This is a genomic window from Streptomyces sp. NPDC006529, from assembly GCF_040611795.1.
GTDB lineage: Bacteria > Actinomycetota > Actinomycetes > Streptomycetales > Streptomycetaceae > Streptomyces.
The window spans coordinates 1-16707 of record NZ_JBEXPB010000065.1 but is presented as its reverse complement, the minus strand read 5'-3'; the positions used below and the strand labels follow the sequence as shown (position 1 = coordinate 16707).

Below are 16707 nucleotides of genomic sequence, written 5' to 3'. Positions count from 1 at the left end.
GATCAGGGTCGCCCGCCAGCTCCGCGGACGGTGCAACATGGCGAACGGCGACGGGGCTCAGTTCGGCATCCGGAACCGGGTTCAGGAGCCGCAGGCTAAACCGCTCAAGAGAGGGGCGGCAGCCTTGCGGCAGGATCAGCCACCGCTGGTGCTGTTCCTGCCGACGTGGCCGGTCCAGAATGCTGTGGTGGCCGACGGTGAACCTAGTAGCATGGAACCGCGCTCATTCCTGACATGCGCGGCGGAGGTGGCTCGCCTGCTGGGCATTGACGACGTCGCGACGAGGCCGAACGACCGGCGTGCCCGTCACCTCGCCCATGCCGTGCGCAAGCCCTTGCTCGAACGCGCCAGTCTGCCGGAGGAGCTGTTCGCCCCGCTGATGGCTGCAGCCGTGTACGACCCGGATCCCAGCTTTTGCCGCTGGTTCGTGGAGCCGGCGGTCTACGCGTTCGGGCGCCGCCGCGTGATGGCAGCACTGGTCGACTACCTGCGGATCGGCAGCGATGCCGAACGAGCGGGTGCCATACGGGCCTGGTATTGCGCCCATGTGCCCGTGCGTGCGGACCGTTCCCCTGCGTACGGAACCGACGGGGTACGCGATCCAGCTCTGGATGAGACTCAGGACATCCAGGACGCGTGGCTGGAGGCCTCGAAGCGGGTGTCCGCGGAAGCCTCCGATCGCTGTGCTGTTGCTAGCGGCTCCGTAGGATTCCCGCATGACGAATGAGGGTGAACGGGCCGTGCAGGAGGCCATCGATGGGGAAATGAAGCTTCTCGATCCCGAGGTGCGTGCTTCTCCGGCCCGCGTCCTGGAGCTACTGGACCCGGAGTTCACCGAGATCGGGGCTTCCGGACGCCGGTGGGATGTGGAGTCGATCCTCAGTGTGACGAGCGGCGGTGCAATGGCCCCGGAGTCTGTGGTCAAGGTGAGCGACATGTCCGGCGTCGTACTTGCTCCGGGCGTCGTTCACCTGACCTACTTCGCCGATGACCAGGGCCGGCGCGCGTGGCGGAGTTCTTTGTGGCGGCTGACGGAGACGGGCTGGCGGATGTACTTCCACCAGGGCACGTTGACCGGTTGAGCGGGTACGACCGTTGGCTGTGAAGCACGATCGAGCCCGGGTGCATACCTCTTGGCCCCCGAACAAAGTTATCTGTAACAGACTTCGCCCCCACCCGCCCACCTGAGTGGCCCGACCCCACCCCGCACCGATCCCGGCGCCACGCGCCGTTGACCAACAGCACAGCCCCTGAAGGACCCGAAAGGGCCCACGCACCGACGACTGGGCCGAGAAGACGAGTCTGTCGGCTGATCATGGCCGGCACGCTCCGGAAATCACGTGCAGCAGCTACTTAGAGTGCGGACATGCCAACTTCGCTGCACCTGCAAGAAATCACTCCTGACAACTTCGAGAGCGCTATCGACCTGAGAGTCCGCCCCGACCAGGAACACCTGGTGGCACCTGTGGTGAAGTCACTCGCCGAGGCATACGTCCACCCCGGCATCGCATGGCCCCGGCTCATCTGCGACGACGACGAAGTCGTCGGGTTCCTCATGGCCTTCTTCGACATCGACTGGACCGGCAAGCGCACCGACTTCCGCTCCGGACTCTGGCGTCTCAACATCGCTGAGGGAAAGCAGGGCCGAGGCTTGGGACGCTTCGCAGTGCAGTCCGTTGCCAACGAGATCCGGCGCCGGGGAGGCACGCGGCTGACGACCACCTGGCATCCCGGACCGGATGGCCCAGCGGGTTTCTACCTGGCACTCGGCTTCCGTCCCACCGGAGAGACCAGCGGAGACCAAACGGTGGGCGTGCTGGAACTGAGCTGAACCCGCGTTTCTGCCCAACCGGTACATTGCGCACGGCTTCTCGGACTGGGTGCGCCGTGGTCAGACGGCACAGTGACGGCCGACGACCCTGGAGCTCGCTGACGTGGTCCGCGGACAAGCCGGCGTGGTCCGAAAAACCGTTCGCGGTCCCAGGGACATTGAGCCGAGACTGATGGGTCGATCACATCGGACAGGAAGAGTGGCCAGCCCTGACGTACAACCGTGACACCCTGCCCTTCCCCGAGAACCGTGTGCCCCGCCTCAGCTATGAGGACATCCGGAACTGGGACGAGTTCGACCCTGCCCGCCACTCGTTCGCCTGGGACCAGGACGAGGAGGAGCACCTCCGCTCGCTCGTCCGCGAGTGGGTGCCACCCGTGCTCTCCGGCATGGCCGGCTGGTGGCAGGGAGAACGCTGGTGTGAGAGTCAGGTGGACGCGGTCATCCGGGAGCGATACGGGGCCTGGACCTGGGGATGGAGCTGGTGCTACCGCGACGGCGGACCCATCGGTCACTGGGTCAGCGGTCCGACCTCGGTGACGACCCCCGACGCAACCGCAGAACGCGTCGTGGCCGCGCTGTTGGAGTGGCGGGCGTGGCTGGAGCGAACGGCCCAGCGCTTCGCCGAACTGGCGCCGCCGCCGGACGCCTCACCCGAGGATCGCAGTTGGCACCTGGAGCGGGCCTGCGTCCGGCTCGTGACCCACACGCTGGACTCGGGCGCGGAGGGCGGCTGGCACAGCCAGGCCTCGATCGTCCTGAACTGGTTCCTCACCAGCACCGGCATGGACCCAGCCGACGCCGCACGAGCAGTGGAGGACGCGATCGGCGGCCGGTTCAAGAGCTGGGTCGCCCCCGAACGGACGCTGATCGAATCCGTCGGCGAGGATCTGGCCGTTGCCCTCACCGGCCACGCCTCCTACCAGGACCACCGTGAGAGGACGGCTCTGGAGGACTTCCATGACCGCACCTGACAGCCTCTCGGCCTGGCTGCGCGTGCGCCGAGAGGCCGACTGGCACCACGCACCGGCCCTCCAGCGGGTCCCTACCGACCGCGATGGATTCCGGTCCTGGTGCGAGGGACCGGTGCGCCGGCGCGACCCGGTGCGCGCCGAGCGTCTGCTCGCCGCCTATGCCCTGGTCCGAGAAGATGCCGCCCGCCGGACCCCGTTGGACTTTGCGCTGCTGGCCGGTTGGCAGCGCGAAGTCCTCGCCGCACCAGGGGCACCGTTCCGCGTGAGCGACGCCTATGCGAAGGCCGGCCGTGAGCGCTACGGCCTGACCCCTCACACGCAGGCCGATTTCGATTCCTGCCTGCGCGAAACGACCGACCCGGACATCCCGCTGGCGGCCCGAGCGGCCCGCGCCTACCTCGACGTGGCGTTCTTCCACCCCTTCACCGATGGCAATGCCCGCGCCGCGCTGTTGACCTTGGTCCATGTCCTGGCGCGGGAGGACATCGTCCTTCCTGAGGTCGGTCCTCTCCAGACCACCCGCTACGCGGATGATCCGGCCGGTGCCGCCGACCTCGCCGCTCTCATCGGGGTGCTCAACCGCTGCCGGCACTGAAGCCTCCGGGTGAGAGCCTCCCCGCCCGGCCCCTCAGAGCAGTCGGGCCTTCACGATGCGTTCGGCGACGGCGGGCTTGTCGAGGTAGCGGTGGACGTCGTGGGCTTTCAGCCTGCCGTTGTCGACCTTCACGTCCGTGACCCCGGCCGCGAGGGGGGACAGGCCCCGGAACTTGTTCACCGGGTCGAACGACGCGTAGAGGTTCGTCCACTCCACCCCGGCCGGGACGACCAGCGGTGCACCGGCCGTGTGGACGCCCTTCCTGACGGCCAGCCAGCTCAGCGGGGATCCGCAAGTGATCAGGGAGGTCACCGTCTGGCTCCCGTCCGGGGAGGCCGGAACCTCGCCGCGGCTCAGCATGTCGTAGAACACGACGCTGCCCAGCGAGTGTGCGATCACCATCCGGGCGCCCGTAGCGGCCAGGGCCGCCCGCACCTCGGCGCGTACGGCGGCACCGGTCTCCTCGTCGCGCAGGTAGCCGTGCGCTTCGCGCACCAGCCACAGCAGACGGCCGGTCACGCCCTTGCCTGCCACCCGGTCCACGGCCTGGGCGCGCCTGAGGATCCGCGGTGTGAACCGGCCGTCGCCCGGTCCCAGCGTCTGGCCGGCCACGGGGGAGTGGTCCTCCTCGGCGACGGCCGACGGCGCGTAGGCGGCCAGGGCCTGGAGGATGAACTCCTCTTCCTCCTCGCCGACGGGCGCGTCCTCGTCCGGACCGGCGGCGCCCGGGCCCAGCCGCATGTGCCGGGTCACCGTCTTCGGGTAGACGCCCTGGTACGAGGGGACGGTGAGCCTGACCGGGCCCGCCGCCGCGGCATGGCCCGAGTCGGCCAGCCCTTCGTCCACCGGTACCTGCCAACTCCGGCTCAGTGCCTCCGTCGTAGCCGACTTCCCCTGGTTGATGCCGTGCACGCCGACGATCTGCAGCATCTTCACGCTTCCCCCGCTCCGCCGTTCCGCCGTTCCACCGCGGCCGTTTCGTCCGGCCCCGCCCCGGGGGCGATCGTATCTGCGGTTCCCCTCCAGCCGCTTTCGCTGGCGCGGATAGGCTGGGCCGGCCGTACGCCGCACATCGCGCGCGGACCAGGGGGAGAACTGTGGGTACGCAAGAGCTGGGCGGGAGCATCCGGCGTCGGCGGCTGATCGTGGTCGCGGTCGACGGTTACAAGGAGAGCCCCGTCGGTTTCGACGAGGCGATAGCCGCCCAGGTGGAGCGGATCACGGGCTGGCTCGCCGACCCGGAACTCGACGACCAGCGCCGCTTCGAGGTGAGCCGGGCACCCTCGGTCCGTTCGGCGGCCGAGCTGCGGGAGTTCCTGCGCCACGAGGACCTCGCCGCGGCGGGCTACCGCGACGCCGTCGTCGTCTACGTCACCGGGCACGGTATGCGGCGCGACGCGCACCGCCATTTCCTCATGCTCGCCGAGACCGATCCCGATCGTCTGTTCGCCACGGCGTTCCCCACGAGCGAGCTCATCACGGCGGTCCTGGACAGCCAATCCGAGCACGTGCTGGTGCTCGTGGACTCGTGCTTCTCCGGCACCCTGGACATCGAGCTGACCGGGCTGCTCCTGGCCCTGTCCGATGAGCGCCGCAACCACGACGGTGCGGCCGTCGTCACGGCCGGCGACCACAACGAGCAGCCCCAGGTCGGCTCGTTCACCAAGCGGTTGGCGCTGGCCTGCGCGCGCATGCGGGACGAGGCCGCCGGGTTCACCGCACCGCACTTGTCGTTCGAGGAGTGGGAGAAGCTCCTGGACGAGGTCGGACGCGACGCGCAAGGTGTCGAGAAGAACCTCGTGGACGCCCGGTGGGTCGTGCCGCGCAAGCGCCGCCGCGGGCCCAGCGCCTGTCTGCCCAATCCCCGCTACCGGGCGCCCGTCAGCACGATCGCGCCCGCTCTGCGGCAACTGGCCCTGCCCGCGATCGCGGGTCCGGCCGCCGACGCGGAGGCGGACGCCCGTACGGCCCGTGAGACCGCCGGCCCTTCGATCCCGCTGGGGGATCCCGATCCGTACCCGGGCGCCCTGGACGAGTTCTGGCTCGACCGTGCCTCGGGACGTACGGCCGCCGGCGACGCGGGCTGGTACTTCAGCGGCCGGGCCGCCCAGATGACCCGTCTGACCGGTTTCCTCCGGGGCTCCGAGGAGGTGCTCGTGGTCACGGGCGCCGCCGGCTCCGGTAAGTCCGCGCTGCTGGCCCGCCTGGTCACCCTCTCCGACCGGGGGTTCGTCGCGGATCCGCGGAACGCCGCCCTGGTGGCGGACATCCCCGGGGAACTGCGGCCGGATCCGGGGTCGGTCGACGTCGCCGTGCTGGCCCGCAACAAGTCCGCACTGGTGGTCGTCCGGGACCTGGTCGCCGGCCTCGGCAATGAGTACGGGGGCCCGTGGCCCGGCCTGGACACGCGGCCGCCCCTCCAGGACCTGCTCCGACGGGTGCTGGGCCGGGCCACGGCCGGGGCGCGCCCCGTCTGCCTGGTCATCGACGCACTGGACGAGGCCGACGATCCGCTCGCCGTCTTCAACGACGTGGTCCTGCCGCTCGCCCGTCTGCGCGGCCCGGGCGGGGACCGCCTCGTCCGACTCCTCCTCGGTATCCGCAGCTCCCCGGGCGGCTCCGCCCACCCGGCGGGAGCGGACCTGGTGGACGAGCGCGCGGACCACCTGCTGCTGCGGCTGACCCAAGCCCTGGAAGCCGAGGGCCTCACGCCCGGTGTGCTGCGCAGCGACGGCCCGGACTGCGCCGAGGACATCGCCGCCTACGCCGCCACCCTGCTGCTGGAGACGGCCGGCAGCCCGTACCACGACGCCCCGGAAGCGGCCGCCGAAGCGGCGGGTGTCATCGCGGACGCGGTCATGCCGTCCTTCCTGGACGCCCGGATCGCCGCCGACCAGTTGCGGCGGGCCGGGACCCGCCAGGACCTGGCCGAGGACGGGTGGCTGAGCCGCCTCGCGAACGGCACCACCGGGCTCCTCCGCGAGGACATCAGGGCCGTGTCCCTGGCCACCGGGTTTTCGGCCGCCCTCCTGGTCGCGGCCCTGCGGGCAACGGCCTTCGCACCGGGCGCCGGCTTGCCCTGGGCAGAGGTCTGGCCCGCCGTCACCACCGCGCTCGCCAGCGCCGAGTACGGCTCCGGTTACGTCAGCGTGCCCACCGCTCGCGACGCCATCCGGACGCTCCGCGACAGCCGCCTGACGGGGTACCTGGCCACGGCCGAGGAGGACGCGCGCAGCGTCTACCGGCCCGTCCACCAGCGGCTGACCGACCTCCTGATCGCGGACCCCAGCTGGCTGCTGGCACCGGCATCCGCCACGGACTCCGCGTGGTGGTTCCCCGACACCGGCCGGGAGGTGCTCGTGTCCGCCCACGCCTCGATCGCCCACGCCCTGGCCTCCCTGGTCGAACGCTCCCGGCCGCACCCCGCCCACCCGTACGTGCGCAGGCACTTCCTCCACCACGCGGCTGCCGGTGAGGTGCTGGACGATCCGCACGTACCGCTGGAACTCCTGGCCCAGGAGACCTCCGGAAGCCTGCGGACCCGCCTGGGGCTGCCCCTGCCGACGGCCGATCCCTCGCTCCGGATGCTGACGGCCGCCGCGCTGATCGAGCCGTACGTCGACGAGAGCGTGGACGCGGTCTCGCGCGCCGGCAGCATCGCGTTCCAGCGGGGCGTACGGGACGAGTCGTGGCAAGCACCGGCCGGGCTGCCGGCCTCCCTCGCCTGGGGCCGGTGGGCCGCCCGGGTGAACGTACTGGCGCCGACCCTCGGCCGTACCAAGAGCCTGTGCGTACTGCCCACGCTGGACGGGCGGGCGCTGATCGCCGTGCTGTCGGGCGCGGGAGGCGTTCGCATCTGGGACTCGGCGACCGGCCGCCTGACCGCCGAACTCGACGCCGCCCGCCCCGCGGTGCGGGACATGTGCGCCATCCGGGGGACCGGTGGGGGGACCTTCCTGGTCACCTGGGATGCGGAGGGTGTCACCATCCGCGACCCCGGTTCGGGCCACGCCATCACCGCGATGTCGCTGCCGGGCGTCCTCACCGTACGCGTCCTCCAGGATGGGATCGCGCGCTGGAAGCTGTTCGTCGTCACCGAGACGGGGGGCGTCCTCCTGTGGAAGCCCGACTCGCGCGGCACCGGCCCGGGCGAAACGGTCCGGGCCGAAGACCTTCCAGAGGCGTCTGGTGAGACCGGGGCCTCGCCGACGGTGGTCCGCCGAGCGAGCGGGCATGCGCTGGTGGCACTCACCACACCCGAGGGGATCCGGCTCTGGGACCCCTTCTCAGGGCTGACGGCACACCCGCCGTTCGGGAACTCGCAGGCCCGCGCGGTCCTGGCCGTGCCCAGGCCGGGACGGGACGACCTGCTCGTCGTCATGCGCGGAGGTGAAGGAGTGCCCCTTGCCCAGGTGTGGGACCCCTTCCGCGGTGCACAAGTGCCACATCGCCGGATCCGAGGTTCCGGCCTGGTCGCACTGCCCGGCGGTGAGGCACTGGCGTCGGTCGGCGCCGGCCGGATCGTCGTACAGGACATCGCCGGCCGCTGGGAGAAGACCTTCGCCGCGGACGTCCCGTCCGTCGAAGCACTCGCGGTACTGGACGGGGGCTTGGTTTCAGCCGGCCCGCAGGGCATCCGACGGTGGGACCTCGGCCAGGACAGCGCGCTGTACGAGGACGGTCTGGCGGAGACCCTGTACGAGGGGCCCTCACTGGTGTTGTCCCGACGGCGCCAGATGTGGCCGCTGTGCCGCTCGGTCTATCCGGGCGCCGGAGGGACCGGGGAGGTCGTCGTCCTGGGAGCCCGCGTCGAGGTCCAAGTCGGCCGTCAGCTCAAGACCCGCCCCCGTCTGGAGGTTCGCGACGCGGTGACGGGGCGCCTGGTGAACCATCTGGACGTCGGTCCCGTCCTGGCGGTCGAGCCGATCCCCTCACCCGCCGGTACGGCGTTCGTCGCGGTCGAGAGCCGCAGCACATGGTCGATCTGTGACCTCGTGTCGGGGGACACCGTCCACGTCGTCGAGAGAAACCCCACGACCTACTTGCCGACGTGCCTCACCAGCACGACGACGGACGGCCTGCCGATGGCCGTCTGGTGGGAGGCGGAGCGGGGCATCCGTTCCGTGGTGTGGGATCCGGTCAGCGGGGTGGAGAGCGCCTCTTCCTTCATGCTCGGCCCGGGTATCGGCTCCCCCCAGTCGCTCGCGCCGGTCCCCACGCCGGACGGCACCACCACCGTGATCGCTGTGGTGGGGAGCAAGGGCATCGCCCTGGTCGATCTCACCTCCGGAAGCACCGTCACCACCTTGAGCCCCCCGGGCCGGCGGGGCGCGCTCTTCCAGCGCCCGTGCGTCTTCCCATCGCACGGCCGGACGCTGCTGGCGGCCGCGACCTCCACGGACATCCAGCTCTGGGACACCGCCGACGGCTCCCCGGTCGCCCACTGGCGCACCCCGGACACCCTGGCGCTCGCCGCGATCCCCCTGGACGACGGCCGCACCCTGCTGGCCTCGGGGGACCGAAGCGGCGTCCGCATCTGGGACCCGTTGACCGGCGAGCTCCGGCACACCGTGCTCACCGGTGCCCCCGTCCACGCCCTGGCGTTCGGCAAGGGCCCGACGGGCCCGGTCCTCCACCTCCACGGCCCGGCCGGCCTGGCAACGCTGACACTGGACCAGCGGCTGCTGTGACGGCTGCGCCTTCACCAGGGTGATGCCGGGCCAGTGCCGAGGTCGTATGCGCCCTGGCGGCGGCTCAGCGGAGCACGACTGTGACGCCGCGCCGTTCGAGGAGCCGCACGATGTCCTCGAAGTAGGAGAGCCCGGCCTCCGGATCCCCCACCACGTCCGCCAGAGCGCGCCGCGCGATCCCGGAATCGTGCCAGGTCAAGGTGAAGGGAGGGACCACCCCGAATCCACCGCACAGGCAGTCCTTGAACGCGTCCCACTCCCGGCCGAAGTAGCGGCCCGGTCCGAGCAGGGCCTCGGCGATCGCGCAGTGCAGCCCGGTGACGTCCGTGACGAACCGGCCGTCGAGATGGTGCTCACCGCCGGACCGATCCGGCCGGGGCGGGGGCACCCGCCACGCACGGGTGGTGAGGTCCAGCCACGCGGCCCTGCCGTGCGAGTCGTACGGCGCCCACTGGTTCGGTTCGGTGGGCGGCCCCTGATGCCACTGGGCCCAGATCGGGCGGGCTGCCGGCGGTGGCCGCTCGTCGCCTCCATCGCTAAGGGTGATGTCGACGAGGGTGCCGCCGAGCACGGACGGTCGCGCTCCGGTGATGGCCAGGCCCACGGTGCGGGAGGCCATCACGGCGCCATGACGGTCCAGAACCATGAGGTAGGCCCAGTCCCGCTGCCGCTCATGGGGTCGCCGCAACGCCGCGAGCAGGGGCTCCGCGGGCTCGCAGCCGATCAGCTCCATCGGGACGGGGGCCGGGTCCACACGTGCCTTGAACAGGCCGTCCACGCCGGAGCACCGACCTGCGCTTGCCGCGGCGACCGTCGTTCCCGCGAAGAGCTCGAAATGCGGCGTCGTGGGCAGTTCGAGGAAACTCTCCTCGTTCCTGACGCCGGCGCCGAGCACGATGTCGTACCGTGCCGGGTCGTCCGGGTGGGGCCGATGGGTCACGACGACCGCATCGACGAGCGTCCACCACTGCACGGGCTGCTCGTCGTCCCAGACCTCGACGCACACGTCACCCAGACTTCGTGGGGAGACGTCGGATTCGGCCAGGACCTCGCTGAGCAGCCCGTCGGGGCGGCATCCGCGGAGGGTGAGGACCTCCCGTGGCGGCGGGACCGGGTCGACGAAGAATCCTTCGACACCCGCGCACCTGCCCCAAAGCTGTTCCACGCCGTCCCCGTCCTCCTGGACCAGGAGGTACTGCACCGGAAAGCCCCGGTCCCATGTGACGTGATCTGCGACGCGCACCCAACCCCCGAGCATGTGAGCAACCTTCGGGCCCAAGATACGGACCCGCCTGGCCCGGGGGCAGGGCGAAGGATGGTCACTCGCCCTCGACCACGTTCGTCGGCGGCGCTGCCCTGGAGCCTGCGGCGGAGCGCTGCTGCGCTAGGGGTGGGCGCCCTGGACGTGTGTCTGCACTCCTGCGGCTGGCCAACGACTCAGTGGATGGACGTCATGGACGCGATCAGCACCTGCGATGCCACCACGCCAACTCCGGATCCGCCATCGGCTCCTCATGCGTCCGCCCAAGAAGCACCACGTCCAGTTGCTCGATCCGCACGCGGAGTTCGGCGGCGGCCCGTGGCGGCAGCATGAACAGGGCCTCTTGCAGCTTGTCCCGGGCCCAGCCCTCCCCGCAGCACGAGCAGGTACCTCCTTGCCGTCGGCGCCATCAGCACGCAGACCATGGGCGCCGCACTTGCCGGATGCCTGGGCATCGCGACCGTTGACGTGGAAGTGGCCGGCCCTGACGGCGACCCCGACCTCCGCAACTGGGATGCGCCCGTCGCGTGTGAGCACCGGTCGGTCCAGGGTGACGTGGCCCTGTCCCTCGACATCTACGTCCAGGGGGAGGCCGCGGACCGGCCGAGCGAGACCGACCTCGCGGCGCGGTTCGCGAAGGCCGCGACGACGACCGTCCTGTACCCCGCGGAGGAAGCGCCCCCGAGCGCCTACTGGGCCGTGACCCCGGACGGTCTCCTCACGCGTGCACGGCTCGAGCTCTCGGACGACGAGCCTCCCCTCTACACGGTCTCCGCCGTCGAGGCGCCGGTGCCGCAGCTCCCTCGAGCCGCGGTGACGCGGTTCGCCGAGATCGTGAGGGAGCAGCGGCCGGACACCCCCGTGGCAGAGGCGTTCGCAACCTCGGTCGAAGGAATGCGACAGGCCGCCTCGGGCCTGGCGCGGCTCGCCTTCGAGGACGAGATCGGCAGCCCAATCTGGTCCGCGCGGGACAACCTGATCGTGTGGGAGCGGCTCATCAGGCAGATGGAATCCGGGTGGGCGCCGCTAGACTGGTACCCGGCCGACCTCTATCGAGAAAGACTGGAGGCCCGCGACGAACTTGCCGGCATCGGCGCCCGCCTGCCCCGTGACGTCGCTGACCTGCTCGCCAAGGCCTTGGAGCAGCTGGACGGGCGGTTCACCGCGGCGACAGCGGAAGACCCGTCAGGAAGCCTCCACCGGGAACTGACAGGTGGGTCCGTGGAGGGGCTCGCAGTCGGTTGGTGGTGGCGACGCCGCCCGGACCCCACGCCTTGGGCGCAGGCACTTGACGTCCGACCATCGATGCAGGACGGCCCATGAATGCCTGCCGGTCGAGAATACGAGTATGGAGATTGGTCCATGAGTGAAGCTGTGCCAGCCACCCTTGACGGTGCCTCAGTCGAGCTTTATGCGCAGATAGAAGGAGCGCAGCGACCTACCGGCCGGACCAGGCACTCGCTTAACACCCTCGAGGAAAAACGCTCCCATCTGGCGATCGCACGGTACGACGGAGATCTGGATTATTACCTGTTCCATTGTTCTGCCGACTGGGAAGTGTTGGCGGACACGTGTCATCCCACGAGACGGGAGGCTATAGAGCAGGGGAAATTCGAATTCGAGAATGTGGAGTTCGTTCCGCTGGGTTCCTGACTGTCGGTAACCAAGTTGCTGGCGTCTCCCGAGGCCGCCCGCCCGCGATGCCGGTCCGGAGAGCCTGGACATCATGGCGCTGCGACCCCGCCGGACAGCGGGGCTGGCCATTGTGCATGTGTCGGTCCACCGGGGGCGCGCCGTGCCACCTGCTGTGCGTTTGCGCCCGGGGGTGTCGTATGGTGGTTCGGTTCCTGTGCCGAGGTTTCGGTGGCAGTGAACGGAATTCCTGTTCCTTCTGTGTCGATCTTGGGGTGACGTCTTATTAACCAGGCCATGTAGTCGTCCGTATTTCCCCGCGTGCTGTGTTGTCGCACGTGTCCGGGGGCGGACGTCGCGCTGGCCTGAGTTGCGTCACCCATCCCCTCAGTTCTCTCTCCCGGGTGCAGCTCTGCCGTCTGCCCCGGGTTCCGTGTTTTCCGGCCCCGGTGCGGCTGTCGGCTGGGCTCCCCGATTCCTTCGGATCAGGAGTTCCCGTTTTGTCTTCCTCCGCGCTCGACAACGAGCCAGAGCACACCACCACCCAGACCCCGACCCACCCATCACCTGGACCCTCGAAGATGGCCATGGGGGCCTGGATCGCCCTTCTGGTGCTGCTGACCGCCGAGCTGATGAACATGCTCGACCAGTCGGTCGTCCTGACCGCCCTGCCCGCGATCCAAGAGTCGACCGGCGCTGGACCGGTCGCGGTGCAGTGGCTGACCACCGCTTATTCCCTGCCCGTCGCCGTCGGGCTGATCACCGGCGGACGGCTCGGTGACATCTACGGCCGCCGCAGGATCCTGCTCATCGGCACCGTCGTGTTCACCGCCGCCTCGCTGCTGTGCGGTCTGGCCACCGGCCCGGGCGTGCTGATCGGCGCCCGCCTGCTCCAGGGCGTCGGCGTGGCCGTGATGATCCCGCAGGTTCTGGCGACCATGCACGTCACCTTCGAAGGCCACAACCGCAGCAAGGCGTTCGGCCTGTACGGAGCCGTCATGGCCATCGCCAACGTCTTGGGCCCGGTCCTGGGCGGCGTGCTCACCCAGGCCAACCTGTTCGGACTATCCTGGCGGCCGATCTTCCTGGTCAACGTGCCCGTCGGGCTGGCCGTACTCCTCATCGGACGCACGTTCATTCCCGAATCGACCATCCGCAAGGCGGACCGGCTCGACCTGGTCGGCATGCTGCTGTCCGGCCTGGCCATCTGCCTGATCCTCTTCCCGCTCACCGAGGGCCACGCCCACGGATGGCCGCTGTGGTGCTTCGCCATGCTCGCCGTCGGCGTCCTGGTCCTCGGCGTCTTCCTGCGCCACCAAAAGTGCAAGCAGGGCAACGGCCCGCTGGTGACCCTGCCCCTCTTCCGGATCAGGCAGTTCTCCGGGGGCATGGCCGCGGACCTGCTGCACGGTCTGCTGTGCGGCCTGTTCTTCATGACCTGGACGCTGTACCTGCAGAACGGACTCGGCATGAGCCCGCTTGAGGGGGCCGTGGCCTTCGTGCTGCTCTCCGTGGGAGAACTGGGCGGCGCGACCATCGCGTCGAAGACCGCCGGACGCTTCGCCCGCCGTCTGCCGCAGGCGGGAGCCCTCATCGCGACCGCTGCGATGGTCGCCTACGGGCTCCAGATCGGCAGCCACCAGGCCGACCTGACCCTGCTGGCGATGACCGCTCCAGTGGTGCTGATCGGCTTTGGCCTGGGCATGGTCTCCGGCCCGCTCGCCGATCTGTCGCTGGCCAGGGTCCCGCACGAGGACGCCGGCTCGGCGTCGGGCCTGTTCAACACCGCCATCCACCTGGGCATCGCGCTGGGCACCGGGCTGACCGCCGTGGTGTTCTTCGCCGTCACGGGCGGCTTGCCCGACGGCGCGGTCAACCGCGACGCGTTCGTCACCGTGCTGTGGTGGGTCAGCGGCCTCTTGGCCCTGATGTGGGCTCTGATGTTCTGCCTGCCCAAGCCCGCGGACAGTCAGGACGCCTGAGCCACCCCCAGGTCCCGGCCACGAAATCGGCCGGGACCTGGGCCCTCAGACTTACCCGCTCTCGCCCTCTTCGGCGCCGTCGGGTTGGGAGTAGGCCCGGGCCGCGCGGAATCACCATGAGGCCGCACAGCTGACCTCCTTCCTCGACGGCACCAGCAGTCGCCCCACCTTTCGCACCCCGCTCGAACGACGCCTCGCCACCAGAGGCTACGGATTTCCTCAAGGCCACGACCGCTTGTCGACATGCGGGAGCATCAGTGCACTGGCCTCCGGTCGACGTCAGGCGCGAGGCGGCGGCTGGCGCGCTTTGGACGCGCAGCCGACGCAGGTGGTCGCGGCCGGACGGATCTCCAGGCGTTCGGGCGGAATCGTTCCACCGCAGCCTTCACACTGTCCGTACTCTCCCGGAAGTGGCCGGACCCGGGCCTGGCTATCCGGCGTGCAAGGTCTGGGCTATCTGCATGAAGCTGTATAGGTTGGGAATCCACCCCGACGGGTACACGGCGGGCCGGAATTTCTTGTGCCTCTTGATGACCAGGTTGCCGCTGGACAGGCGTATGTACTGGATGTGGCCCCAGGGGAGCGTTTCCGTGCCGAAGTTTATCCCTTCCCGGCTCAGTGCCAGCTTGTACGCGGGTTTCGCGGGATCGGAAACGAAGATCCAAGGAGTGCCTTCCGCGATGCGGTTCAGCGCGCTGGGTACCCATGCGTTGGCAATGGCGACACGGAGCACTTGGGTCATTTCATCAGACTTCTTCCAGGCCCCGCTGATGGGAAAATTGTGTCCGCTGTAGTCCTCGAAGTTGTAGAAGTGTGAAACCGCTCCGTACAGGCTGGTGGCGGATTCGTACATCTTCAGTTCGGGCCAGGTGATGGCCAGACACGTGCCGTCCTTGGCCCGGACCGCGATGCCGTTGTCGAACACGTCCAGGCGTTGGATGAAGTCCTTGCCCCGGGTACCTCCGTAGCTGTGCTTGTGCGCGCCCAAGTTGGCCTGATCAGCGGTCATTCGAATGTCCGAGGGCAGTGGTTCCATCATGATGTCCTTCATGGGGTTCGATCGCTTCATGTCACGTGGACGGACGTCATCGATCCAGGCCGGGACCACCCGAGAAGATGGTCCGGTGAGCCGGGCGCAAGGCGGTACCGAGGTCCTCGGCGAGGCGGCGCCGGGTGAGGAGTCGATCCGGTCGTTGCCTCCGAGACTGACCGCGCCGTCCCTCTGCGACCAGGTCGGCGGACCGGCCGTATCTGGCCGTTTGCCCCGTAGACCCTCCGACCAGCGAAAAGAGAGCACGTCAGGGGCAGGGGCGCCGCTGATGACCGGCTCGCGGCCGTGTCGCACATGGTCGGTGGCGGCTACCGGGTCTTCTCTGAGCGCCGGTCTACGACTCGAACCCAACCGCGAAGAGCTCCGCCGACGCCGGACCCTGCCCGTGATCTCCCGCAGGGGCTCGCCGCACATCAAGGACGTGGGCAAGCTCCGCGACGTCGTCGAGCAGACCTTCGCCTGCCTCAAGAAGGCCCCGCCCGTTCACGACGCCGCCCACGACTGCCCGACGTCATGAATGTCTGACGTCTTGATTACGTTTGATTCAGCGTCTTACGGACTCCCCAACCGGAACGGGCCGCTTCCCCTGTTCCAGTTGGGGAGTTCTCGTGTGACAGGGGGCTGCTCTCGCCCCGGTGGCGCTAGCGTCGTGCGCGGCTCCGGTGTCTTTGAGCGGTGACACCGCTCGGCCGGCCCGGGCCTGCTCCTACGTACGTGTTCCGCACCCAGAACCGACGACGCAAGGGGAATCGATTCCATGACCGCCACAGCAGCACGCCGCACCATGTCACCGCGTCGCTCCGCCGCCCGCACGGCGGCCGTGGCGGCCCTGTCCGCCGCCGCACTCCTCGGCGGCGGTCTCACGGCCCAGGCCGCCGCACCCGCCCGCACGACGGGCGCGGCCGTGGAGCTCGCGCCGGCCGGTGCGCTCGCCACCCGGTGCTACTACAGGGTCAACGCCAGCGGCGGTCTGCTGATCCGCAGCGGTCCCGGCACGGTCTACGCAGTCGTCGGGTCCTACGCCAACGGCTCCACGATCCTCGCGTCGGCATCCACCACCAACGGCTTCCGCAACGTGGGCACCAACCGCTGGGTCTCCTCGGCGTACACCGTCCGCATCACCAGCTATCCCTGCGAGTGACAGGGACCCGCGCTGAGGACACCGTTCCCCAGCCCCGCAACGGGCCGTCGGCCGCCGGACATCCCTCCGGCGGCCAGGGCACGGTTGCGGATCTTCTCGGTGGGGGTGGTCAGTTCCTGCAGGGGCGTGTGATGCCCCTGGTAAGCCACGGACCGGCGCCCGGGGAGGCGAGACGGGCCACGATGGGAACGCCCTGGCGCTCGCCGATGCGGATGATCCGGTGGGTGCGGGCGGCGGCCAGGTCGTGACAGTAGGGCGGGCACTGCCGCTGACCCGACAACGGCACCGGCCCGGGTTCCCCCGGTTTTAACGGGCAGGTCATCTCGCGCAGTTTCCCCCTGACGCAGGGGAGAGGGAGGGGGAGGGAGCAAGTGCGCACTCCGAACCGCAACCCGCTCTGCTGCCCCGCCGACGAGGTAAGAAACAAATAAACTCGAACGCATGGCCGGGTTGGTTCGGGGCACACGGTGTCTCGGAGGTAATAACTATGGTTCCCCTGCTTCTTGTTCTTCTGCTGGCTCTGATTCTCTTCGGCGCGGGATTCGCGGTG

Annotated in this window: 14 protein-coding genes and 3 pseudogenes; 12 read left to right on the top strand and 5 right to left on the bottom strand. The window is 69.7% G+C overall.

Annotation, left to right across the window (positions count from 1 at the left end; genetic code table 11):
- Positions 1-37: 37 nt before the first annotated feature.
- From ABZY31_RS29010 to ABZY31_RS28990, 5 genes are all read left to right on the top strand, one after another.
- Positions 38-727: a hypothetical protein gene (locus tag ABZY31_RS29010; RefSeq protein WP_356416109.1), complete on the top strand. Its 690-nt coding sequence runs from the start codon at positions 38-40 to the stop codon at positions 725-727.
- Positions 717-1082, top strand: coding sequence for a DUF4440 domain-containing protein (locus ABZY31_RS29005; protein ID WP_356416106.1), 366 nt, complete (start codon positions 717-719; stop codon positions 1080-1082). Before ABZY31_RS29010 ends, ABZY31_RS29005 begins: the two co-directional genes overlap by 11 nt.
- Positions 1083-1366: 284 nt before the next feature.
- Positions 1367-1831: a GNAT family N-acetyltransferase gene (locus ABZY31_RS29000; RefSeq protein WP_356416104.1), complete on the top strand. Its 465-nt coding sequence runs from the start codon at positions 1367-1369 to the stop codon at positions 1829-1831.
- 251 nt (positions 1832-2082) lie between these two features.
- The gene (locus ABZY31_RS28995; RefSeq protein ID WP_356416101.1) at positions 2083-2805 is read left to right on the top strand and encodes a hypothetical protein; all 723 of its coding nucleotides are present in this window, start codon (positions 2083-2085) and stop codon (positions 2803-2805) included.
- The gene (locus ABZY31_RS28990; protein ID WP_356416098.1) at positions 2792-3400 is read left to right on the top strand and encodes a Fic family protein; all 609 of its coding nucleotides are present in this window, start codon (positions 2792-2794) and stop codon (positions 3398-3400) included. The genes ABZY31_RS28995 and ABZY31_RS28990 overlap by 14 nt, the downstream gene beginning before the upstream one ends.
- 33 nt (positions 3401-3433) lie before the next feature.
- Here ABZY31_RS28990 and ABZY31_RS28985 read toward each other — a convergent pair whose 3' ends face one another.
- Complete coding sequence (locus ABZY31_RS28985) at positions 3434-4336, bottom strand: hypothetical protein (RefSeq protein ID WP_356416095.1); 903 nt, start codon at positions 4334-4336, stop codon at positions 3434-3436.
- A gap of 161 nt (positions 4337-4497) precedes the next feature.
- On the opposite strand from ABZY31_RS28985, the gene ABZY31_RS28980 reads away from it, so the two are divergent.
- A complete protein-coding gene (locus ABZY31_RS28980; RefSeq protein ID WP_356416093.1) occupies positions 4498-9090 on the top strand; it encodes an AAA family ATPase in 4593 nt (1530 codons plus the stop codon).
- 64 nt (positions 9091-9154) lie between these two features.
- Here ABZY31_RS28980 and ABZY31_RS28975 read toward each other — a convergent pair whose 3' ends face one another.
- A complete protein-coding gene (locus ABZY31_RS28975; RefSeq protein WP_356416090.1) occupies positions 9155-10348 on the bottom strand; it encodes a barstar family protein in 1194 nt (397 codons plus the stop codon).
- A 426-nt stretch (positions 10349-10774) separates the two neighbouring features.
- On the opposite strand from ABZY31_RS28975, the gene ABZY31_RS28970 reads away from it, so the two are divergent.
- The 3 genes from ABZY31_RS28970 to ABZY31_RS28960 all read left to right on the top strand — a co-directional run bounded on the left by ABZY31_RS28970 (position 10775) and on the right by ABZY31_RS28960 (position 13965).
- The gene (locus ABZY31_RS28970; protein ID WP_356416087.1) at positions 10775-11674 is read left to right on the top strand and encodes a hypothetical protein; all 900 of its coding nucleotides are present in this window, start codon (positions 10775-10777) and stop codon (positions 11672-11674) included.
- A gap of 39 nt (positions 11675-11713) precedes the next feature.
- The gene (locus tag ABZY31_RS28965) at positions 11714-12004 is read left to right on the top strand and encodes a hypothetical protein (RefSeq protein ID WP_356416085.1); all 291 of its coding nucleotides are present in this window, start codon (positions 11714-11716) and stop codon (positions 12002-12004) included.
- Positions 12005-12483: 479 nt separating this feature from the next.
- Complete coding sequence (locus tag ABZY31_RS28960; protein ID WP_356416082.1) at positions 12484-13965, top strand: MFS transporter; 1482 nt, start codon at positions 12484-12486, stop codon at positions 13963-13965.
- Positions 13966-14244: 279 nt separating this feature from the next.
- Here the strand turns inward: ABZY31_RS28960 and ABZY31_RS28955 are convergent.
- Both ABZY31_RS28955 and ABZY31_RS28950 read right to left on the bottom strand, forming a co-directional pair.
- A pseudogene (locus tag ABZY31_RS28955) lies at positions 14245-14370 on the bottom strand (TraR/DksA C4-type zinc finger protein); the annotation flags it as partial.
- Between the two features lie 25 nt (positions 14371-14395).
- Positions 14396-15016, bottom strand: coding sequence for a DUF6585 family protein (locus ABZY31_RS28950; protein WP_356416079.1), 621 nt, complete (start codon positions 15014-15016; stop codon positions 14396-14398).
- A gap of 385 nt (positions 15017-15401) precedes the next feature.
- On the opposite strand from ABZY31_RS28950, the gene ABZY31_RS28945 reads away from it, so the two are divergent.
- Entirely contained in the window at positions 15402-15533 is a 132-nt protein-coding gene (locus tag ABZY31_RS28945; protein WP_356416076.1) for a hypothetical protein, read from the top strand.
- Between the two features lie 240 nt (positions 15534-15773).
- Complete coding sequence (locus tag ABZY31_RS28940) at positions 15774-16157, top strand: SH3 domain-containing protein (protein WP_356416073.1); 384 nt, start codon at positions 15774-15776, stop codon at positions 16155-16157.
- A 68-nt stretch (positions 16158-16225) separates the two neighbouring features.
- Here the strand turns inward: ABZY31_RS28940 and ABZY31_RS28935 are convergent.
- A pseudogene (locus ABZY31_RS28935) lies at positions 16226-16404 on the bottom strand (IS5/IS1182 family transposase); the annotation flags it as partial.
- 240 nt (positions 16405-16644) lie between these two features.
- On the opposite strand from ABZY31_RS28935, the pseudogene ABZY31_RS28930 reads away from it, so the two are divergent.
- Positions 16645-16707, top strand: a pseudogene (locus tag ABZY31_RS28930) (hydrophobic protein); the annotation flags it as partial.

Coding starts and splice junctions, on each gene's coding strand:
- ABZY31_RS29010 (WP_356416109.1), top strand. CDS start 38: ATGGCGAACGGCGACGGGGCTCAGTTCGGCATCCGGAACCGGGTTCAG.
- ABZY31_RS29005 (WP_356416106.1), top strand. CDS start 717: ATGACGAATGAGGGTGAACGGGCCGTGCAGGAGGCCATCGATGGGGAA.
- ABZY31_RS29000 (WP_356416104.1), top strand. CDS start 1,367: ATGCCAACTTCGCTGCACCTGCAAGAAATCACTCCTGACAACTTCGAG.
- ABZY31_RS28990 (WP_356416098.1), top strand. CDS start 2,792: ATGACCGCACCTGACAGCCTCTCGGCCTGGCTGCGCGTGCGCCGAGAG.
- ABZY31_RS28975 (WP_356416090.1), bottom strand. CDS start 10,348: ATGCTCGGGGGTTGGGTGCGCGTCGCAGATCACGTCACATGGGACCGG.
- ABZY31_RS28970 (WP_356416087.1), top strand. CDS start 10,775: ATGGGCGCCGCACTTGCCGGATGCCTGGGCATCGCGACCGTTGACGTG.
- ABZY31_RS28965 (WP_356416085.1), top strand. CDS start 11,714: ATGAGTGAAGCTGTGCCAGCCACCCTTGACGGTGCCTCAGTCGAGCTT.
- ABZY31_RS28950 (WP_356416079.1), bottom strand. CDS start 15,016: ATGAAGGACATCATGATGGAACCACTGCCCTCGGACATTCGAATGACC.
- ABZY31_RS28940 (WP_356416073.1), top strand. CDS start 15,774: ATGACCGCCACAGCAGCACGCCGCACCATGTCACCGCGTCGCTCCGCC.